Raw genomic sequence first — 17,636 nt, 5'->3', positions numbered from 1 at the left:
TTTCGGCCTTCCCCTAGCCAACGCACGAGCAACATGCCAGTTCAAGCGCAAAGGAGATTGCCCATGCGTACCGTGTTGCTTGCCGCCACCCTTCTCACCGCGCCCGCTTTGGCCACCGATCATCACGGCGGCGGCGATATGCAGCACCACGGCCACGCCATGCATGCCGAGCGTGATGCGGCGCTGCTCGCGCTGTCCGAGGACGTAAGCGAGGACCGGCTGCGCGCCGATATCGACACGCTGGTGGGCTTTGGCACGCGCCACACCCTGTCGAGCCAGACCGATCCAAACCGCGGTATCGGCGCGGCGGTGCGCTGGGCCGAGGCAAAGTTTGCCGAAATGGGGCTTGAGGCAAGCCAGGTTTGCGATGTCGTGACCGGCGACCGCATCCCCGAACCCACGCGCGTGTGCAGCGCGATCGGGATCCAGCGCGGCACCGAACGACCCAACGACGTGATCATCATGACCGCGCATATAGACAGCCGCGTGACCGATGCGATGAACTTCACCGACGATGCGCCGGGCGCCAACGATGACGGATCGGGCACGGTAGCGGTCATCGAAGCCGCGCGGCTGCTCAGCCCCAAGGCCTTCGACGCCACGATCATCTATGCCACGCTGGCGGGCGAGGAGCAGGGATTGTTCGGCGCCAGGATCCTGGCCGCCTATGCCAAGGCGCAGGGCTGGAACGTGATCGCCAATCTCAACAATGACGTGATCGGCAATAGCTGCGGTTCGGATGGCCACTGCGATGCCGATCATGTGCGGGTCTTTTCCGAAGGACCGCGCACCGATGGCTATGGCGATGATCTCGCCGCGCAGCAGCGCCGCCGCGGCGGCGAGAACGACGCGCCGAGCCGCAACCTCGGGCGTTACCTCGACACGCTCGCCGATCGGCTGCCGCAGATCGGGCTCGACGTGCGTCCGATCTGGCGGACCGATCGCTGGGGCCGCGGGGGCGACCATATCGAGTTCCTCAATGCCGGCTATCCCGCGATCAGGTTTGCGGTTGCGGTCGAGGATTACGATCACCAGCACCAGGACCTGCGCGTCGAAGATGGCGTGACTTACGGCGATACGCCAGACGAGATGGACTTTGCCTATCTCGCCAAGGTGACGCGGCTGAACATTGCCGCACTGGCTGAGTTGGCGAGCGCGCCGCCGCCGCCAACCGACGTACGGGCCGCCGGCGCCGTCCAGACATCGACCACGCTGCGTTGGCAGCCGGTCGCCGGCGCCGATCATTATCGTATCGCCTGGCGACGCACAGATGCGTCCAATTGGAGCGATGAGCATCGTCGTGCCGGCTCCGATGCATGCACGGCGGAAGGCTGCGAATATGTGCTCGAAGGCATTCGCGTCGACGACTGGATCTTCGGCGTCGGCTCGGTTTCGGACGAAGGCCATCACAGCCCCGTGGTCAGCGCCGTACCCGGCGGAGATTGGGCAACGATCGATCAAGAATGAGGTGATAACAGCGTTATCGGAAATCGCGTAAACCGCTTGTAAAACGGTCGTCTTGCCGACTCTTTGACGCGAAACTGCGAATTTATTGCGACCTTTCCGCAACGCCTTTGCAAAACTGCCACTCTGTCTCGATTAGAGACTCGAAAGCGGTTGACCATTGCCCGTTCGACCGAAACCGTGGGTGTGCTCACAAACACCTTGGGGAAGGGGATTACATGATTGGTAAACTGACTCTGCTCGCGACGGCCGCGGGTGTAATGACGGTTGCGAGCGCGGCGCCTGCTGCTGCTGCACCGAAATACATTCCGAACCAGTATATTTGCACGTTCGACGCCAGCGTTGCTGCCGCCGACGTCGACCGTCGTTCGGCCCGCGCCGTGGCAGCGCTGGGTGGCAGAAAGCTGCACAGCTACAAGCACGCGATCAAAGGATTTGCCGTGCGCCTTCCCAACGCCAATGCCAATCCGCAGGCAATGCTGAAGCGCAACGGTTTTTCGGTCGACAGCTGCGAAATGGACCAGGAAGCAACACTGGTATTTCCGGTAAAGGCCAAGGCACCGGGCGGGAAGCCTGGTAAGCCGGACAAGCCGGGCAAGCCGCCCAAGGATGGCGGTGGTGACCCGACCGATCCGCCGGCAAGCGATCCGCCCACCAGCCCGAGCCAGAGCACGCCGTGGGGTATCGCCCGCGTCAATGGCGGTGTTTCGGGTGCGTCCGGCACGGCATGGGTGCTCGACACCGGCATCGCCGATCACTGGGACCTCAACGTCGACTATTCGCGCGCCTTCACGGCGTTCAATGACGACGCCAAGGATCGCCAGGGTCACGGCACGCACGTCGCCGGCACGATTGCCGCGATCGACAACGGCTATGGCGTCATCGGCGTTGCCGCCGGTGCGACCGTGGTCCCGGTCAAGGTGCTCTCCGACAGCGGTTCGGGCAGCTACTCGGGCGTGATTGCCGGCGTCGATCATGTCGCGGCCAACGGTTCGAACGGCGATGTCGCCAACATGAGCCTTGGCGGTGGCTACAGCCAGTCGCTCAACGACGCAGTTAGCGCTGCGGCGGCGACCGGCGTGAAGTTCTCGCTCGCCGCGGGTAACGAAAGCACCTCGGCCACGACCAAGAGCCCGGCCAGCGCCGAAGGCGACAACGTCTACACGGTGAGCTCGTTCGCGAGCGGCGACAACTGGTCGAGCTTCTCGAATTACGGCAACCCGCCGGTCGATTACGCGGAACCGGGTTCGTCGATCCGTTCGACCGTTCCAGGTAGCGTCTACAACGGTAAGGACAATGCTTATGCGACCTATTCGGGTACCTCGATGGCCGCGCCGCATCTGGCAGGCCTGATGCTGCTGGGCAATGTCCGCACCGACGGCACGGTCAACGGCGATCCGGACGGCAACCCCGATCCGATCGGCGTCCGCTAAGCCAACGCAGCAAAAGCTGAAAACAGGGAAGGGCCGGCGTTCGCGCGGGCCCTTTTCTTATGCGACGTTCGCAGGTGCAGCGACGTATTTCCGCCGCGTTTTTGTGACGTTTATGTCACCGGTTGCATAATCGACAGCCTCGTCACTTTTTGCCCCCGATCGCCCTTGACGATCCACCGCTGCAGCGGAACTCTCCCACTCCTCAAGTCACATGAGTTAGGGGAAAATCATTGCAAAAGATTCTGTTGTGGGCCGCCAGCGTATCGGCGGTAGCGGTTGCTGCTCCGGCTGTTGCCGCACCCAAGGCCATTCCGGGCCAGTTTATCTGCCAGTTCGACGATAGCGTTTCGGCCTTCGAGGTCGACCGTCGTTCGGATCGTGCTGTTGCTGCCCTGGGTGGGCAGAAGCTGCACGCCTACAAGCATACCATTCGCGGCTTCGCGGTGAAGCTGCCAAGCGAAAATGCCAATCCGCAGGCGATGCTCAAGCGCAACGGCTTCTCGGTCGAGAGCTGCGAGCAGGACCAGCTTGCGACGCTCAACTTCCCCGTAAAAGCGAAGGCGCCGCCTCCGGGCAAGGGTCCGGGTGGTGGTGGTGACACCACGCCGCCGCCGCAGGAAACGCCGTGGGGCATCACGCGCGTTGGTGGCGGGGCTACCTATACCGGCGGCAATGTTGCGTACGTCCTCGATACGGGCGTCGATTTCGATCACGAAGACCTCAATGTGAATGTCGCCGATTCGGTCAGCTTCGTGAAAGGCGATGCGGACGATTATAACGGTCACGGCACGCACGTTGCTGGCACCATCGCAGCAATCGATAACGATCGCGGTGTGATTGGTGTTGCTGCCGGCGCAACCGTCGTCTCGGTACGCGTCCTCGACCGTCGCGGCTCGGGCAGCTACTCGGGCATCATCGCCGGTGTCGACCATGTCGGTGCCGTCGGCAATAATGGCGATGTCGCCAATCTCAGCCTCGGCGGCGGCAAGTCCGACGCACTAAACGATGCAGTGGTTGCGGCGGCTGCTGGTGGCATCAACTTCGTGCTCGCGGCCGGCAATGAGTCGACCGATGCGAACACCAAGAGCCCGGCTAGTGCGAATGGCGCCAACGTCTACACGATCGCGTCGAGCACGAGCACCGATGGCTTCTCGTCCTTCTCGAATTACGGGCAGCCGCCGATCGATTATATCGAACCCGGCTCGTCGATCCTGTCGACCTACAAGGATGGCGGGTACGCCACCTTGTCGGGTACGTCGATGGCCGCCCCGCACGCTGCCGGCCTCCTGCTGTGGGGCAACATCAGCAATGGTGGCAGCATCACCGGCCCGGACGGTGACAGCTATACAGTCGGCGTTCGCTAGAATTTGACCGATATGAAGGAAAGGGCCGGCGTTCGCGTCGGCCCTTTTCTTTTTGCGCTTCGCATTGAACGAAACTCGGGGCTCACCCATTGATGCTTCATGGCACGCAAACAAGAAGGGCTGCCGAGCCCGCAGCAAATCCTAGACTTCATCGAACGTTCTGACAGCAAGGTCGGAAAGCGCGAGATCGCCAAGGAATTCCGCCTCAAGGGGCAGGAGAAGATCGGCCTCAAACGTCTGCTCAAGGACATGGCGGACGAAGGGCTGATCGATCATTCGCCTGGTCGCGCCTTCCACAAGATGGGCGGTGTCCCGCGGGTCACCGTGCTGCGCGTCGTCTCGACCGATGATGGCGAGGTATGGGCCGAACCGGAGCAATGGTCGGCCGAAACACCCAAACCGAAGTTGCGCATTGTCGAACGCGGCCGGCAATCTGCGCTGGCGGTCAACGACCGGGTGCTGGCGCGGACCGAAGAGCGCGGCAAGGGCCATGTCGCGCATGTCATGAAAAAGCTGGCGCGCTCGGCAGAAATGCTGATGGGCGTCGTGCGGCAGGAAGGCAGCCGATACTTTCTTGCGCCGATCGACAAGAAGCAGCGTACGCATTTCCTGCTGCGCGATTTGAACGGCGCGGAGGTCGGCGACCTCGTGCTCGCCGAACCGGCCAGCAAGGGACGCAACCCGGCCGCAAACGTCGATGCTGTCCTGGGCGATCCGTTCGCGCCCAAGAGCTTCAGCCTCATCGCCATCCACAAATACGGCATTCGCGACCGCTTCCCCGACAAGGTCATCAAGGAAGCCGAGAAGGTCGCCAAGCTCGACCTGGGTGACAATCGCGAGGACCTCACGCATTTGCCCATCGTCGCCATCGATCCCGAAGACGCGCGCGATCATGACGATGCGATCTGGGCAGAGCATGACGATGCCAAGGATAATCCCGGCGGCTACAAGGCGATCGTTGCGATCGCCGACGTCAGCTTTTACGTGCGGCCCGGTAGCGAACTCGATCGCGAAGCGCGCAAGCGCGGCAACAGCGTCTATTTCCCCGATCGCGTCGTCCCCATGCTGCCCGAGGAATTGTCGGCGGGCATTTGCTCTTTGAAGGAAGGCGTCGATCGTGCCGCCATGGCTTGCCACTTGCAGATCGACAGCGGCGGCAATCTCAAGAGCTATCGCTTCACCCGTGCCAAGGTACGTCTTGCAGCCAACATTGCCTATGAAGACGCGCAGGCCGCGATCGACGGAGAAAAGGATCGCGTCGATCCCGAATTGGTCGAAACCGCGCTCAAGCCGTTGTGGGACTGCTGGAAGGTATTGCTATCCGCGCGTGAAAGCCGCGAACCGCTCGATCTCGACCTGCCCGAACGCCGCGTCCAGCTCGACGAAAAAGGTCGCATCATGTCGGTCGCGCCGCGCGAGAGGCTCGATGCGCACCGCCTGGTCGAAGACTATATGATCGCCGCCAATGTCGCCGCCGCCAAGGCGCTTGAAAAGAAGAAGGCGCCGGTCATGTATCGGATCCACGAAGTGCCCGATCGCGAGAAGCTGACGGGTCTCAAGGACTATCTCGCCAGCCTCGATATCCCCTTCACGCTTGGCCAGGTGATCCGGCCGTCGACCTTCAACGCGGTCATCGACCGCACACCCGAAGATTCGCGCGAAGAAGTGATGATCCAAATTCTCAGGAGCCAGATGCAGGCACGCTATGGCGGCGAGCCGCTCGGCCATTTTGGGTTGGCGCTGGGCAGCTATGCGCACTTCACCTCGCCCATTCGCCGCTATGCCGACCTCATCGTGCATCGCTCGCTGGTCAACGTCTACAAGCTTGGGCCGGGCGGACTACCCACCGAGGACGCCAACGAGATCGACGCCGTCGGCGAGCTCATCTCGGGGCTCGAGCGCCGCGCGATGGAGGCCGAGCGCGATACGATCGATCGCTATGTCGCGGCCTACCTCGCAGATCAGGTCGGGCAGATCGTGCGCGCCAAGATTACCGGCGTGCAGCCCTTCGGCTTCTTTGCGACGGTCGAGGATCTTGGCGGCGACGGGCTGGTTCTCGCCAAGACGCTGGGCCGCGAATATTTCCGCTACGACGAGAAAACGCAGGCGTTGATCGGCGATGACAGCGGCGACACCTACAAACCCGGCATGAGGCTCGAACTCAAGCTGGTCGAGGCCGATCCGGTTTCGGGCGCGCTACGCTTCGAACTCCCCGAAGGCAGCTATGGCGGCGATGCCAACGATCGCGGTCATCGCGGCCGGCCCAAGGGCAAGGGCGGCAGGAGCGATGGCAGGGGCGGCGGCAAGAAAAGGCGTGATCGCGGAAAGCCCAAGGGCGGACCTAAGGGCAGGGCGCGCAACAAGTGAGGAGATAGCCCGTTGGCAACAACAAGAAAGCAGGAATTGCCAACGGAGTTATTGAATGACCCTTCCCACCATCGCCTTCATCAACGGATCGATCCGCAAGGCAAGTTTCAACCGCCGCATCGGCAAGGCCATCACCAGGATGGTCGAGGATCGCGTCACGATCCACGAAGTTCCGATCGCCGACCTTCCGCTATACAACCCCGAAATCGATAATGACGACGACCGACCGAAAGCTTGGGCCACTTTCCGCGATGCAATCGACCAGACCGATGGCGTGCTGTTCTCCAGCCCCGAATGGAATCGCTCGCTTACCGGCGCGCTGAAGAATGCCATCGATGTCGGCTCGCGCCCGTACGGCAAAGGCGCGTTGGTCGGCAAACCCTGCGCGGTCTACTCGGCGACGCCCGGATCGACCGGGGCGCTGGGCGGTACGCTTGCCATCCTGCCCTGTTTCAAGACGCTCGACATGCCCGACATGGGGCAGCCCGAAGCCTATTATGGCGGCGTCAATGACGACAAGATCGACCTCGACGGTACCATCAACGACGATGGGCTCAAGCGCGAGGTCGAGAAATTCGCCAAGGCCTTCGCCAACCACATCGAACAGATGGTGCGCGGCGGCAGCGAACACGCGCAATGACGGCTAGACGACTCTAGCGGTTGACGGTGCGGCGGCACACTGACAGGCTGAATTCTCACATTTCAGCAGGGAGGTCACATGCCGCATCGTTTCCACATCACCAAGGACAAGAAGGGCGAGTTCCGCGTTTCCTTCAACTATAATTCGGAAAAGATTTTCTGGACCGAAGGCTACAGCTCGAAGAGCTCGGCGAAGAACGCGATCGACTCGATCCTCAAAAACGGTCCTGGTGCCGAAGTGGTCGACGAAAGCTAGCTCCTCTGCCTTACTAAATCAGAAGCCCCGGTTCGCGCCGGGGCTTTTTCTTTTGGGGCCTTGGAACCGTCATCTTCGAGAACCATTGTTCAAATAAGTCGAACAAAGGAGACTGTCGATGCCCCGCCTCATCCCCACCCATGATGTTCCCGATCTGGATCTACCGCTGATCGATGGCGGTCGATTCAGCCTGTCCGCTGATGGCGGGGACTATCTGACCATCCTCGCATTCTATCGCGGCAAACATTGTCCGCTGTGCCGCAAGTGGCTCCAGGAACTGAACGGGCTTGTCGATGACTATGCCGAACGCGGCATCAAGGTCGTCGCCCTGTCGATGGATGGGGAAGAACGCGCGCAGATCGCGCGCGACGAATGGGACATCGACAACGTGCCGATTGCTTATGATCTCAGCGAAGACGAAGCGCGCTCCTACGGCCTCTACATCAGCAACAAGCGAGACGGATCGGAAGAACCGGAGCGTTTTTCCGAGCCGGGCACGTTCCTCATTCATCCCGATCGCACGCTCTACGCGGTCACCCTGCAATCGATGCCCTTCACGCGGCCGAGCTTCAAGGAGCTGCTGGGCGCGCTCGATTTCGTGAAAGACAAGAACTACCCGCCGCGCGGTACGGTCGAATAGGCGCTAGAGCTTGGGCAGCGTGACGCCCTGCTGGCCCATATATTTGCCGGCGCGGTCCTTGTAGCTGGTTTCGCAGCGCTCGTTCCCCTTGAGGAAGAGGAACTGGCAGGCGCCTTCGTTGGCGTAGATCTTGGCGGGGAGCGGGGTGGTGTTGGAAAATTCCAGCGTCACATGGCCTTCCCAGCCGGGTTCGAGCGGTGTGACGTTTACGATGATGCCGCAGCGCGCATAGGTCGATTTGCCTAGGCAGATGACGAGCACGTCTTCGGGGATGCGGAAATATTCGACCGTCCGCGCGAGCGCAAAGCTGTTGGGCGGGATGATGCAGCAATCGGTCTGCTTGTCGACGAAACTGTTGTCGGCGAAATTCTTGGGATCGACGACCGCACTGTCGATATTGGTGAATATCTTGAATTCGTCGGCAACCCGCGCGTCATAGCCATAGCTCGACAGGCCGTAGCTGATATTGCCCTCGCGCCGCTGCGCCTCGACGAAGGGTTCGATCATGCCGTTCGTCTGTGATTGTTCGCGAATCCACTTGTCGGAAAGAATGCTCATGGCTGCATGGTGTGGCGGACAAATCCTATCCACGCAAATGTGAAACTTATCCACAATCTGCCCACCGAAATTTTTAGGCTAGCCCGCACAGCCGCATTTTCTGATATATAGGATCGTCCCATGGCAGAGATTGTTTCGATCGGTTCGGGCGAGGAGCCCGACAAGCAGCAGACCCTACCCCAGAATATCGAGGCGGAAGCCGCGCTCCTCGGCGCGCTGATGATCGATAATAGGCTGGTCGAAGACGTGCAGATGAAGCTGCGCGCCGAGCATTTCTTCGAACCGCTCCACGGGCGCATCTACGAACAGATCCTCAAGCTGACCGACCGCAACATGGTCGCCAACCCGGTGACGCTGAAGCCGCTGTTCGAAGCGGACGAGGCGATGAAGGAACTGGGCGGGCCGGCCTATCTCGCCAAGCTGACGGGTAGTGGCGCCAGCGTGATCGGCGCGCGCGATTTCGCGGCGCAGATCTATGACCTCGCGCTGCTACGCGCACTGGTCGATGTCGGCCGCGACATGGTCGAGGATGCGCTCGACACGTCCGAAGAAGTCGCGCCATTGGAACAGGTCGAACGCGCCGAAACCGCGCTCTACCGCGTCGCCGAAGAAGGCGGGGCGGACGGCAAGGCCAAGAGCTTTGGCGATGCCTCGAAGGTCGCGATCGAAATGGCCGAAAAGGCGCTGAATTCGGGCGGGCACCTCAGCGGGATCACCACCGGGATCGAGGGCGTCAATTCCAAGATCGGCGGCCTGCACCACTCGGATCTGCTGATCCTCGCTGGACGTCCTGGCATGGGCAAGACCTCGCTTGCCACCAACATGGCCTTTGCCGCCGCGCAGCGCTTCGTGCGCGACATGGAAGACGGCATCGAGGAGAAGAAATCGGCGGGCGCGCCGGTCGCCTTCTTCAGTCTGGAAATGTCCGCCGACCAGCTGGCCACGCGTATCCTTGCCGAGCAATCGGGCATCTCTTCCGAAAATTTGCGCATGGGGAAGATTTCCAAGCAGGAATTCACCAACCTCGCGCGCGCTGCCGCCGACTTGTCGACGCTGCCGCTTTATATCGACGATACGCCGGGCCTCACCATCGCCGCGCTGCGCACCCGCGCGCGGCGGCTCAAGCGCCAAAAGGGCATCGGGATGGTCGTGGTCGATTATCTCCAGCTGCTCCAAGGATCGGGGCGCGGGTCGAACGACAATCGCGTGCAGGAAATCTCGGAGATTTCGCGCGGTCTCAAGCAGCTCGCCAAGGAACTCGACGTTCCGGTGCTGGCGCTGTCGCAGCTCAGCCGTGCGGTCGAGCAGCGCGAGGACAAGAAGCCGATGCTGTCCGATCTTCGCGAATCCGGCTCGATCGAGCAGGACGCGGATATCGTGCTGTTCGTCTATCGCGAGGAATATTACGTCAACGCGCGCGAGCCCAAAAAGCCGATCGAGGGCGATGATGCCGCGGTGTGGGAAGCCCATGAACAATGGTCGCGCGACATGGAACGCGTCTACCAGATGGCCGAGTTGATCGTCGCCAAACAGCGCCACGGCGCCACCGGCCGCGTGAAGATGAAGTTCGACGCGCGCGTGACGCGCTTCTCGGACGCGCCAATGGACGATACCTATGCGCCGGAGATGCGGGGGTAGTCGTATCCCTGCGCCAGTTTGTCGAGCGCCCTTTCCGTCGTCGATGCCACGCACTACGCTCCCGCGTATATCTTTGCGTCACGGAGAGTAATACATGAAAAAGCCACTGCTTGGCGGCACCGCCGCCGCGCTTGCCCTTGCTACGCCCGCTGCGGCACAAGATGGCGTGCCCGGGCCTGACGACGATCCGTTTATCTGGCTGGAAGACGCCCGCAGCGATGAAGCGCTCGCATGGGTTTCTGCCGAAAACGAGAAAACCGAAGCGGCGCTCTTCACCGATCCGCGGTTCGAGGAACTGCGCAAGGACGCCTACGATATCCTTACCGCCGATGACCGCGTGCCGGGCGTCTCGATCTGGCCGCAGGGTCTGATGAATTTCTGGCAGGACGATGAGAATCCCAAGGGGTTGGTGCGCTTCACGACGATGGAAAGCTACCGCACCGACGATCCCGATTGGGACGTGGTGCTCGATATCGATGCATTGGCTAAGGCCGAGGGGCGCGAGTGGGTGTATCGCGGCCTCAACTGCCTGCCGCCCGAGCGCAAATATTGCCTGTTGGCGCTGTCCGATGGCGGCAAGGATGCCAGCGAACTGCGCGAATTCGACCTCGAAAAGCGCGAATTCGTCGAGGGCGGTTTCTTCTTCCCCGAGGGGCTCGGCAGCGTCCAGTGGATCGACAAGGATACGGTCATCGTCACGCGCGACTGGGGTGACGGCACGCTGACCGAAAGCGAATATCCCTACGTCTCCAAGATCCTGAAGCGCGGCCAGTCACTCGACCAGGCGACCGAGATCTTTCGAGGGGAGCCCACAGACGTTTCGGCGGGGGCCTCGATCGTGCGCGATGGCGATTACGTGATCCAGGGCCGCATGGCCTCGCGCGGGCTCAATTTCCACGAGCGCGAATATTATTGGGAAGTCGATGGCAATTGGGTGAAGCTCGACATTCCCACAAAAGCCAATCCCGCCGGGATCGTCGATGGCCAGATGCTGCTGTCGCTCGACGTGCCGTGGGAAAGTGGCGGGGTCACCTATCCCGCCGACGCATTGCTTTCGACCGACCTCGAGGCCTTCAAGGCCAACCCGAACGGCGTGACATGGGAGCCGGTCTGGTTGCCCGCGGATCGCCAGACGCGGCGCGGCGCCAACTCCACCGCGGGCTCGATGTATGTCGGCGTGCTCGATAATGTGCGCGGGCGGGTCTACAAATATAATTATGTCGACGGTGCGTGGGTGAAGAAGCAGCTGCCGCTGCCCGACAATGCGACGCTCTCGATCGGCTCGGCCTCGGACGTCACCGACGAAGTGCTGCTCTATTCGACTGATTTCCTCAATCCGACCACGACCTGGTTCTACAATGGCGAGACCGACCAGCTCGAGCAGCTCAAGCAACAGCCCGAGCGCTTCGATGCCGACGGCTATGTCATCGAACAGATGGAAGCGACCAGCGCGGACGGATCGAAAATCCCCTATTTCGTGGTGCGCGCTGAAGACACGGTGATGGACGGTTCCACCCCCACGCTGCTGACGGGCTATGGAGGCTTCCAGGTCAGCCGTGTTCCCGCCTATCTGGGTTCCACCGGCAAGCTGTGGCTGGAGCGTGGCGGGGCCTACGTGCTCGGCAATATGCGCGGCGGCGGGGAGTTCGGGCCCGAGTGGCACCAGACCGCGATCCGCGAGAACAAGCAGCGCACGTGGGACGATTTCATCGCCATTGCGCAGGAGGTAGTCGATCGTGGGCTGACCAGCCCCGACCATCTCGGCATTTCGGGCGGTAGCCAGGGCGGGCTTCTGGTGGGCACCGCCTTCACGCAGCGGCCTGATTTGTTCGACGCGGCGATCGTGGCGATCCCGCTGTTCGACATGCTGCGCTATCACGAGATCGGTCGCGGCGCCTCGTGGATCGGCGAGTATGGCGACCCGCGCATTCCCGAACAGCGCGAATGGATCGAACCCTATTCGCCCTACCAGAAGTTGGTGCCGGGGGCGCAGTTCCCCAAGGTGCTCTACGTCACCTCGACGGCGGATGATCGCACCCACCCGAGCCACGGCCGCAAGGCCGCCGCGAAGATGGACGCCAACGGCCAGCCCTATCTCTATTATGAGGACATGGTCGGCGGGCATTCGGGCGGTAACGATCCCGAGCAGCAGGCTAAGCTACTGGCGCTCCGCTACACCTACCTGATGCAGCAGCTGATGGATTAGGTTCCTCAGGGGCGGACTTTGGTTCGCCCCTAATGCTCTAGGCTGTCAGATCCGTTTCACACTTGCCGCAGATCTTCTCTGGCCAAGGCACAAACAACCCTCGCCGCAAGAGAAGCGGCTTTCCGCAATTTGGACATCGGAGTACATAAACCCCGATCCCAAAGACAAAAATGACCGTCATGAAGTGGCTTGTTCCGGCATCAGAACACCAAAGCATGAAGAGCGCGCTTCCGATCCCGATTATCAGTAAACCCCACGCTTTGAAGTAGGGGCTCACCCTAATCCTCGATCATATTCGGATCGCGCAGGCCCTGGCCGATATTTGCCCGGCACAATTCGGCTTCCACGCTGGTGACCGGATAGGCGCAATAGTCCGCGGCGTAATAGGCGCTGGGGCGGTGGTTGCCGCTGATGCCGACGCCGCCGAATGGGGCGGTCGAGGGGGCGCCGTTGGTAGGCTTGTTCCAGTTGATCACGCCGGCGCGCACATTGGCCCAGAACTTGTTGTAATTCTTGGGTTCGCGCGTCAGCACACTGGCGGCGAGGCCGAAGCGGGTGTTGTTGGCTTCCCTGATCGCCTCGTCGAAATCGCGGACGCGAATGAGCTGCAGGACGGGGCCGAAAATCTCCTCGTCCGGGCGATCGCGCACATTGGTGACGTCGATCAGCGCGGGGGTGAGGTAAGGGCGCTCCTCATAAGGGCGGTCGAGCCGCCGGATCGGCGTGCCGCCCTTCATCATGAGATTCATATACTGGTCCTGCACCTTGTCGGCGCTGGCATTGTCGATCAGCGGGCCCATGAAGGGCTGCGGATCGGCATGCGGGTGATCGACGATAATGCGGTCGATCAGGCGGAGCACTTCGTCGAGGATCCGCTCATGCCCTTCTTCGGACACGATCAGGCGGCGCGCGCAGGTGCAACGCTGGCCCGCCGAGAGATAGGCCGACTGGACGATAATCGCCGCGGCGGCGTGGATGTCCTTCATGTCCCACGCGACGAGCGGGTTGTTGCCGCCCGCTTCGATGGCGAGGATTTTCTGCGGCGTATCGGCAAAATGCTGGTGCAGAATCTTGCCGACATGCGCGCTGCCGGTGAACAGCAGGCCGTCGATGCCGGGATCGCTGGCGAGCGCCTTGCCAACCTCGGGCCCACCCTGCAGGCAGCGGATCACGCCTTCGGGCACGCCCGCTTCGTGATAGCAATCGACGAGGAATTGACCGCTCGCCGGGGTCTTTTCCGATGGCTTGAAGACGACCGCATTACCCGCCAGCAGCGCGGGCACGATGTGGCCGTTGGGCAGGTGCGCGGGGAAGTTGTACGGCCCCAGCACCGCGAGCACGCCGTGCGGCTTGTGGCGCACCGAAACCTTGTTGCCCATCGCCGCTTCGAGCTTCTTGTTGCCGGTGCGGTCGGACCAGGCGTTGGTGCTGATATCGACCTTGCCGATGACGGCGCCGACTTCGGTCTTGGCTTCCCAGAAAGGCTTGCCGGCCTCGCGCGCGATCAGGTCCGCGAAATCCTGTTCCTTCGAGCGCACGACATTGACGAAGCGCCGGAGCGTTTCGGCGCGGTAGGTGAAGGAGCGGGCCGCCCATTCCGCCCACGATGCCCGCGCCTTCGCGACTTCTTCGGCGGCATCGCCGGACTCACCTTCCCAGATGAGATCGCCGGTTGCAGGTTCGTGGGAGATTAATTTCATAGGTAAATTGCGGTTTGCAGAGGGCAGCGGCCCCGGTCAAGCACCCATCGCCTCGCCCATGCGACGAATGGCGTCGATCTTGTCGTATAACGGCTGCCAGTCGTCATTTTCGGCGATTGCATCCCAAATGGATTCAACTTCCTCGATGTGCATCGAACAGGGCGCCGTGTCGGACCAGTACGGATGGGAGCGGGCGTCCTTATTCGCGCGCCCTTCGAGCAATGTAGCGAGCTTGCGGAAGTCCTCGCCCGCATAGATGTCGCCGCCCGGATCGATGCCCCCGCGCCAGTCGAAGAAGAAGCGATCTATGAGCACGTCATTGGTGCCGAGCGCCGTCACAATCGATTGCGCAAGTTCGCGATCATCCTCGCCTGGCGCGACACCGAGCCGCTGTAGCAGCTTTTCGATCAGCGCCGCATCGAAGCGGTCGGTCCAGCGGTTTGCGATGGGTTGGAGGTCCTCGATCTCGCCGATGAGCGTGAGGCTGGAGCCCAGCTGGACCAGATCCCAGTGGATCGCCTCGGGCTGGCGGCCAAAGCTGTAGAGCCCCATTTCGTCGAAATAGGCGGCGGTGAAGCCTTCCTCCCACTTCGGCGTGAAGCGCCACGGGCCATAGTCGAAGCTCTCGCCGGTGATGGCGATGTTATCGCTGTTGAGCACGCCGTGGACAAAGCCCGCGACCATGTAGCTGGCGGCCAGTTCGGCGGTGGTGCTGGCGACAAGATCGAACAAGCGTAGGGCCCGCGCTTGCGTGTCGCCCTCTAGCGTTTCGCCGTAGAGCTGATCGAGGCAGTAATCGACCAGCCGGGAAAGATTGTCGCGATCCTGGTAGAAGGCGAGGCGCTGGAAGCTGCCGATGCGGATATGTCCGTGGGAAAGCCGCGTCATCACGCTGGAACGGGTGGGGGAGGGCTCGTCACCCCGCCACAACTGTTCGCCCGTTTCGTACAGCGCGAAGGTCTTGCTGGTGTTGACGCCCAGCGCCTCGAGCATCTCGGTGGCAAGGATTTCGCGCACGCCGCCCTTCAAGGTCAGGCGACCGTCGCCGCGCCGGCTCCACGGCGTTTGCCCGCTACCCTTGGTGCCAAGGTCGAGCAGCCGGTCCTTGTCGTCGCGCAGCTGCCCAAACAGGAAGCCGCGCCCGTCGCCAAGCTCTGGATTGTAATGGCGGAACTGGTGGCCGTGATAGCGCAGCGCGAGCGGTTTCTCGAGGTTTCCGGGTAGCGGCTCGAAGCGCCCGAAATGCTGTTCGCGCTCGGTCTCGTCTAGCTTGCCGAGCCCGACTTTGGCGGCATGGCGATGATTGAAGAAGCGCTCGATCGTCTTCGGATAATTGGCCGGATCGACCGCATCGTAAAAGTCCTCACCGAGCGACAGGATCGCCGGATCGGCACGATAGGGTTGCTCTGATGCCATGACCTCGCGATAGGGGAGGCGAAGGGAATCCGATAGTGGCCGCTTACAAAGACCGGTATTTCAACAGCGCCGACCTGGAGCTGAAGCTCCATTTTCGCGACTATGAAGGCCCGCGCGACAAACCGCCGATCCTGTGCCTTCCCGGGCTGACGCGAAATGCCAGGGACTTCGAGCCGGTGGCCGAGGCGTTCGCTGGCGACTGGCGGGTGATCTGCCTGGAATTTCGCGGCCGCGGCAAGTCGGAATGGGATCCCAAACCCGAACGCTACATGCCGCCGACCTACGCGGCGGACGTCACCAAATTCCTCGACGAGCAGGGCATTGCCGATGCGGTGTTCGTGGGCACGTCGCTGGGCGGCATCGTGACGATGCTGGTGGGGGCAAGCGATGGCGAACGCATCGCCGGCGCGCTGATCAACGATATCGCCCCCGAACTGCATGAGCCCGGCATCGTGCGCATTCGCGAATATGTCGGCCAGCAGCCCATCTACACCGACTTCACCGAGGCTGCCGAAGCCATGCAGTCAGCATCAGGTTTCGTCTATCCCAAGTGGGGCTTGGCCGAATGGGAACGGTTCGCGCGGCGCACTATGAAAGAGGTGCCGGGCGGCGTGCGCTTCGATTACGACCCCGACATCGCGATCAACGTCATCAACGGCGCGGATGAAGAGCCGATGGACGCCTGGCACCTGCTCGGCGGTCTGTCGGAAATCCCGGTGACCATCCTGCGCGGCGAGATCAGCGACCTGTTTACCGAGGAGCAGGCCGAGCGCATGATCAGCATGCTACCCCAAGGCAAGCTGGTGACGATCCCCCATGTCGGCCACGCGCCAACCTTCGATGAACCGGAATCGATCGCGGCGCTGGCGGACTTGCTGGCGCGTGTGGAAGCGTCAGCCGGCGATCCGGCGTAGCTTCTCGAGCGCGGGCTCGCGGCCCTCTTCGGGGCTGATCGTCACGGTGAATCTGCCGTTCTCATCGAACAGAAAAACATTGGCGGTGTGGTCGACGGTGTAGCCGCCGCCCTCGAGATCGACGATCTCGCGCGCTACACCGAACTTCTCCATCACCGCCTGGATCTGGCTTTCGCTGCCGGTCAGCCCGATCACGGGCGTGCCGAACAGATCGGCATATTTGCCGACTTCTTCAGGCCCGTCGCGTCCGGGATCGACGCTGATGAAGACGATGTCGAAGCTGTCCTCGCCCAAATCCTTGCGCAGGCGCGCCAGGCGGCTGAGCGTGTTGGGGCAGATATCGGGGCAGTGGGTGAAGCCGAAGAAGACCGCGTGGGGGCGTCCGGCCAGGTTTTCGCTGCCGAAGCTGTCGCCGGCCGCGTCGACCAGCGCCCAGTCACCACCGATCGTTTCCTGGAAGGTCGTGGTGCGCACCTCGCCGATAGGCGCTTGCGCCGGTTTCGATAGCATCAGGAACAGGCCGACGCCGATCCCGACGACCGCGACGAGGCCCCAAAGGATAAGCCTGATCTTGCGCAGGTTCATCTAGCGGCTCCCGGCATCGATTACCGCGATCTCGACCGTCTGGTCGGGGATCGTCTCGAAATCGAGCGTGATCGGAAAGGTGCTGCCGGTTTTCAGCGGTGCCGACAGGCCTTCGAGCATCAGGTGATCGCTGCCAGGCGCGAATGCGTGCTGCTCGCCGGGCTCCAGCACGATCTGCGGGATCGGCCGCATCCGCGCGATCCCGTCGTCATAGTTGGTGCCGTGCAGGCCCACTCCCGCGGCAACCGGGCTCGACGCGCCGGTCAGTGTCACAGGCACGCCGCCCGTGTTGGTGATTGTCAGATAAGCGGCGCCCATCGGCTGGCCATCGGTGGTGGCGCGCGCCCAGCCGTCGCCGATGGCGACACGCGCTTCGGGTTCGGAACCACCGCAGGCAGCAAGGCCGGCAGCGGCCAGCAGGATAATCTTCTTCATGGCGCGCGACCTAGGGCCGCA

General features: G+C 62.3%; 15 protein-coding genes. 10 read left to right on the top strand and 5 right to left on the bottom strand.

Annotation, left to right across the window (positions count from 1 at the left end; all coding sequences use genetic code 11):
* The first annotated feature begins 63 nt into the window (after positions 1–63).
* The 7 genes from NUX07_RS09865 (at position 64) to NUX07_RS09835 (ending at position 8,163) form a co-directional block, all read left to right on the top strand.
* Positions 64–1,467, top strand: a complete 1,404-nt coding sequence (locus tag NUX07_RS09865) for a M28 family metallopeptidase (RefSeq protein ID WP_265530403.1) — start codon at positions 64–66, stop codon at positions 1,465–1,467.
* Between the two features lie 215 nt (positions 1,468–1,682).
* The gene (locus NUX07_RS09860; RefSeq protein ID WP_265530402.1) at positions 1,683–2,897 is read left to right on the top strand and encodes a S8 family serine peptidase; all 1,215 of its coding nucleotides are present in this window, start codon (positions 1,683–1,685) and stop codon (positions 2,895–2,897) included.
* A gap of 230 nt (positions 2,898–3,127) precedes the next feature.
* Positions 3,128–4,261 carry a S8 family serine peptidase gene (locus NUX07_RS09855; RefSeq protein ID WP_265530401.1) on the top strand — a complete coding sequence of 378 codons (1,134 nt, stop codon included), beginning with the start codon at positions 3,128–3,130 and terminating at the stop codon, positions 4,259–4,261.
* 99 nt (positions 4,262–4,360) lie between these two features.
* The gene (gene rnr / locus NUX07_RS09850) at positions 4,361–6,628 is read left to right on the top strand and encodes a ribonuclease R (RefSeq protein ID WP_265530400.1); all 2,268 of its coding nucleotides are present in this window, start codon (positions 4,361–4,363) and stop codon (positions 6,626–6,628) included.
* Positions 6,629–6,683: 55 nt separating this feature from the next.
* Complete coding sequence (locus NUX07_RS09845; RefSeq protein WP_265530399.1) at positions 6,684–7,268, top strand: NADPH-dependent FMN reductase; 585 nt, start codon at positions 6,684–6,686, stop codon at positions 7,266–7,268.
* 78 nt (positions 7,269–7,346) lie between these two features.
* Complete coding sequence (locus tag NUX07_RS09840) at positions 7,347–7,523, top strand: YegP family protein (RefSeq protein ID WP_265530398.1); 177 nt, start codon at positions 7,347–7,349, stop codon at positions 7,521–7,523.
* A 118-nt stretch (positions 7,524–7,641) separates the two neighbouring features.
* Positions 7,642–8,163, top strand: a complete 522-nt coding sequence (locus NUX07_RS09835; protein WP_265530397.1) for a peroxiredoxin-like family protein — start codon at positions 7,642–7,644, stop codon at positions 8,161–8,163.
* A 3-nt stretch (positions 8,164–8,166) separates the two neighbouring features.
* Here NUX07_RS09835 and dcd read toward each other — a convergent pair whose 3' ends face one another.
* The gene (dcd, locus tag NUX07_RS09830; RefSeq protein WP_265530396.1) at positions 8,167–8,721 is read right to left on the bottom strand and encodes a dCTP deaminase; all 555 of its coding nucleotides are present in this window, start codon (positions 8,719–8,721) and stop codon (positions 8,167–8,169) included.
* A 120-nt stretch (positions 8,722–8,841) separates the two neighbouring features.
* On the opposite strand from dcd, the gene NUX07_RS09825 reads away from it, so the two are divergent.
* The gene (locus NUX07_RS09825) at positions 8,842–10,359 is read left to right on the top strand and encodes a replicative DNA helicase (protein ID WP_265530395.1); all 1,518 of its coding nucleotides are present in this window, start codon (positions 8,842–8,844) and stop codon (positions 10,357–10,359) included.
* Positions 10,360–10,453: 94 nt separating this feature from the next.
* Positions 10,454–12,565, top strand: a complete 2,112-nt coding sequence (locus NUX07_RS09820) for a prolyl oligopeptidase family serine peptidase (RefSeq protein ID WP_265530394.1) — start codon at positions 10,454–10,456, stop codon at positions 12,563–12,565.
* Between the two features lie 278 nt (positions 12,566–12,843).
* Here the strand turns inward: NUX07_RS09820 and astD are convergent, their stop codons facing one another.
* Together astD and NUX07_RS09810 are read right to left on the bottom strand one after the other, a co-directional pair.
* Positions 12,844–14,265 (bottom strand): succinylglutamate-semialdehyde dehydrogenase, encoded by a 1,422-nt coding sequence (gene astD / locus NUX07_RS09815; RefSeq protein ID WP_265530393.1) that lies wholly within the window; start codon positions 14,263–14,265, stop codon positions 12,844–12,846.
* Positions 14,266–14,301: 36 nt separating this feature from the next.
* Positions 14,302–15,681: a protein adenylyltransferase SelO family protein gene (locus NUX07_RS09810; RefSeq protein ID WP_265530392.1), complete on the bottom strand. Its 1,380-nt coding sequence runs from the start codon at positions 15,679–15,681 to the stop codon at positions 14,302–14,304.
* 35 nt (positions 15,682–15,716) lie between these two features.
* Between NUX07_RS09810 and NUX07_RS09805 the strand changes: the two genes are divergently transcribed.
* Entirely contained in the window at positions 15,717–16,595 is an 879-nt protein-coding gene (locus NUX07_RS09805; RefSeq protein ID WP_265530391.1) for an alpha/beta fold hydrolase, read from the top strand.
* Here the strand turns inward: NUX07_RS09805 and NUX07_RS09800 are convergent.
* Both NUX07_RS09800 and NUX07_RS09795 read right to left on the bottom strand, forming a co-directional pair.
* Positions 16,575–17,180 (bottom strand): SCO family protein, encoded by a 606-nt coding sequence (locus NUX07_RS09800; protein ID WP_265530390.1) that lies wholly within the window; start codon positions 17,178–17,180, stop codon positions 16,575–16,577. The genes NUX07_RS09805 and NUX07_RS09800 overlap by 21 nt on opposite strands.
* The gene (locus NUX07_RS09795; protein WP_265530389.1) at positions 17,181–17,615 is read right to left on the bottom strand and encodes a copper chaperone PCu(A)C; all 435 of its coding nucleotides are present in this window, start codon (positions 17,613–17,615) and stop codon (positions 17,181–17,183) included.
* Between the last annotated feature and the right edge of the window lie 21 nt (positions 17,616–17,636).

It is taken from the genome of Sphingomicrobium marinum, assembly GCF_026157105.1.
Taxonomy (GTDB): Bacteria; Pseudomonadota; Alphaproteobacteria; order Sphingomonadales; family Sphingomonadaceae; genus Sphingomicrobium; species Sphingomicrobium marinum.
This window is presented reverse-complemented; position numbering and strand designations above follow the sequence as displayed.

Excerpts from the sequence above, each read along its gene's own strand:
- NUX07_RS09865 (WP_265530403.1), top strand. The coding sequence starts at position 64 with ATGCGTACCGTGTTGCTTGCCGCCACCCTTCTCACCGCGCCCGCTTTG.
- NUX07_RS09860 (WP_265530402.1), top strand. The coding sequence starts at position 1,683 with ATGATTGGTAAACTGACTCTGCTCGCGACGGCCGCGGGTGTAATGACG.
- rnr (WP_265530400.1), top strand. The coding sequence starts at position 4,361 with ATGGCACGCAAACAAGAAGGGCTGCCGAGCCCGCAGCAAATCCTAGAC.
- NUX07_RS09845 (WP_265530399.1), top strand. The coding sequence starts at position 6,684 with ATGACCCTTCCCACCATCGCCTTCATCAACGGATCGATCCGCAAGGCA.
- NUX07_RS09840 (WP_265530398.1), top strand. The coding sequence starts at position 7,347 with ATGCCGCATCGTTTCCACATCACCAAGGACAAGAAGGGCGAGTTCCGC.
- NUX07_RS09835 (WP_265530397.1), top strand. The coding sequence starts at position 7,642 with ATGCCCCGCCTCATCCCCACCCATGATGTTCCCGATCTGGATCTACCG.
- dcd (WP_265530396.1), bottom strand. The coding sequence starts at position 8,721 with ATGAGCATTCTTTCCGACAAGTGGATTCGCGAACAATCACAGACGAAC.
- NUX07_RS09825 (WP_265530395.1), top strand. The coding sequence starts at position 8,842 with ATGGCAGAGATTGTTTCGATCGGTTCGGGCGAGGAGCCCGACAAGCAG.
- NUX07_RS09820 (WP_265530394.1), top strand. The coding sequence starts at position 10,454 with ATGAAAAAGCCACTGCTTGGCGGCACCGCCGCCGCGCTTGCCCTTGCT.
- astD (WP_265530393.1), bottom strand. The coding sequence starts at position 14,265 with ATGAAATTAATCTCCCACGAACCTGCAACCGGCGATCTCATCTGGGAA.
- NUX07_RS09810 (WP_265530392.1), bottom strand. The coding sequence starts at position 15,681 with ATGGCATCAGAGCAACCCTATCGTGCCGATCCGGCGATCCTGTCGCTC.
- NUX07_RS09800 (WP_265530390.1), bottom strand. The coding sequence starts at position 17,180 with ATGAACCTGCGCAAGATCAGGCTTATCCTTTGGGGCCTCGTCGCGGTC.
- NUX07_RS09795 (WP_265530389.1), bottom strand. The coding sequence starts at position 17,615 with ATGAAGAAGATTATCCTGCTGGCCGCTGCCGGCCTTGCTGCCTGCGGT.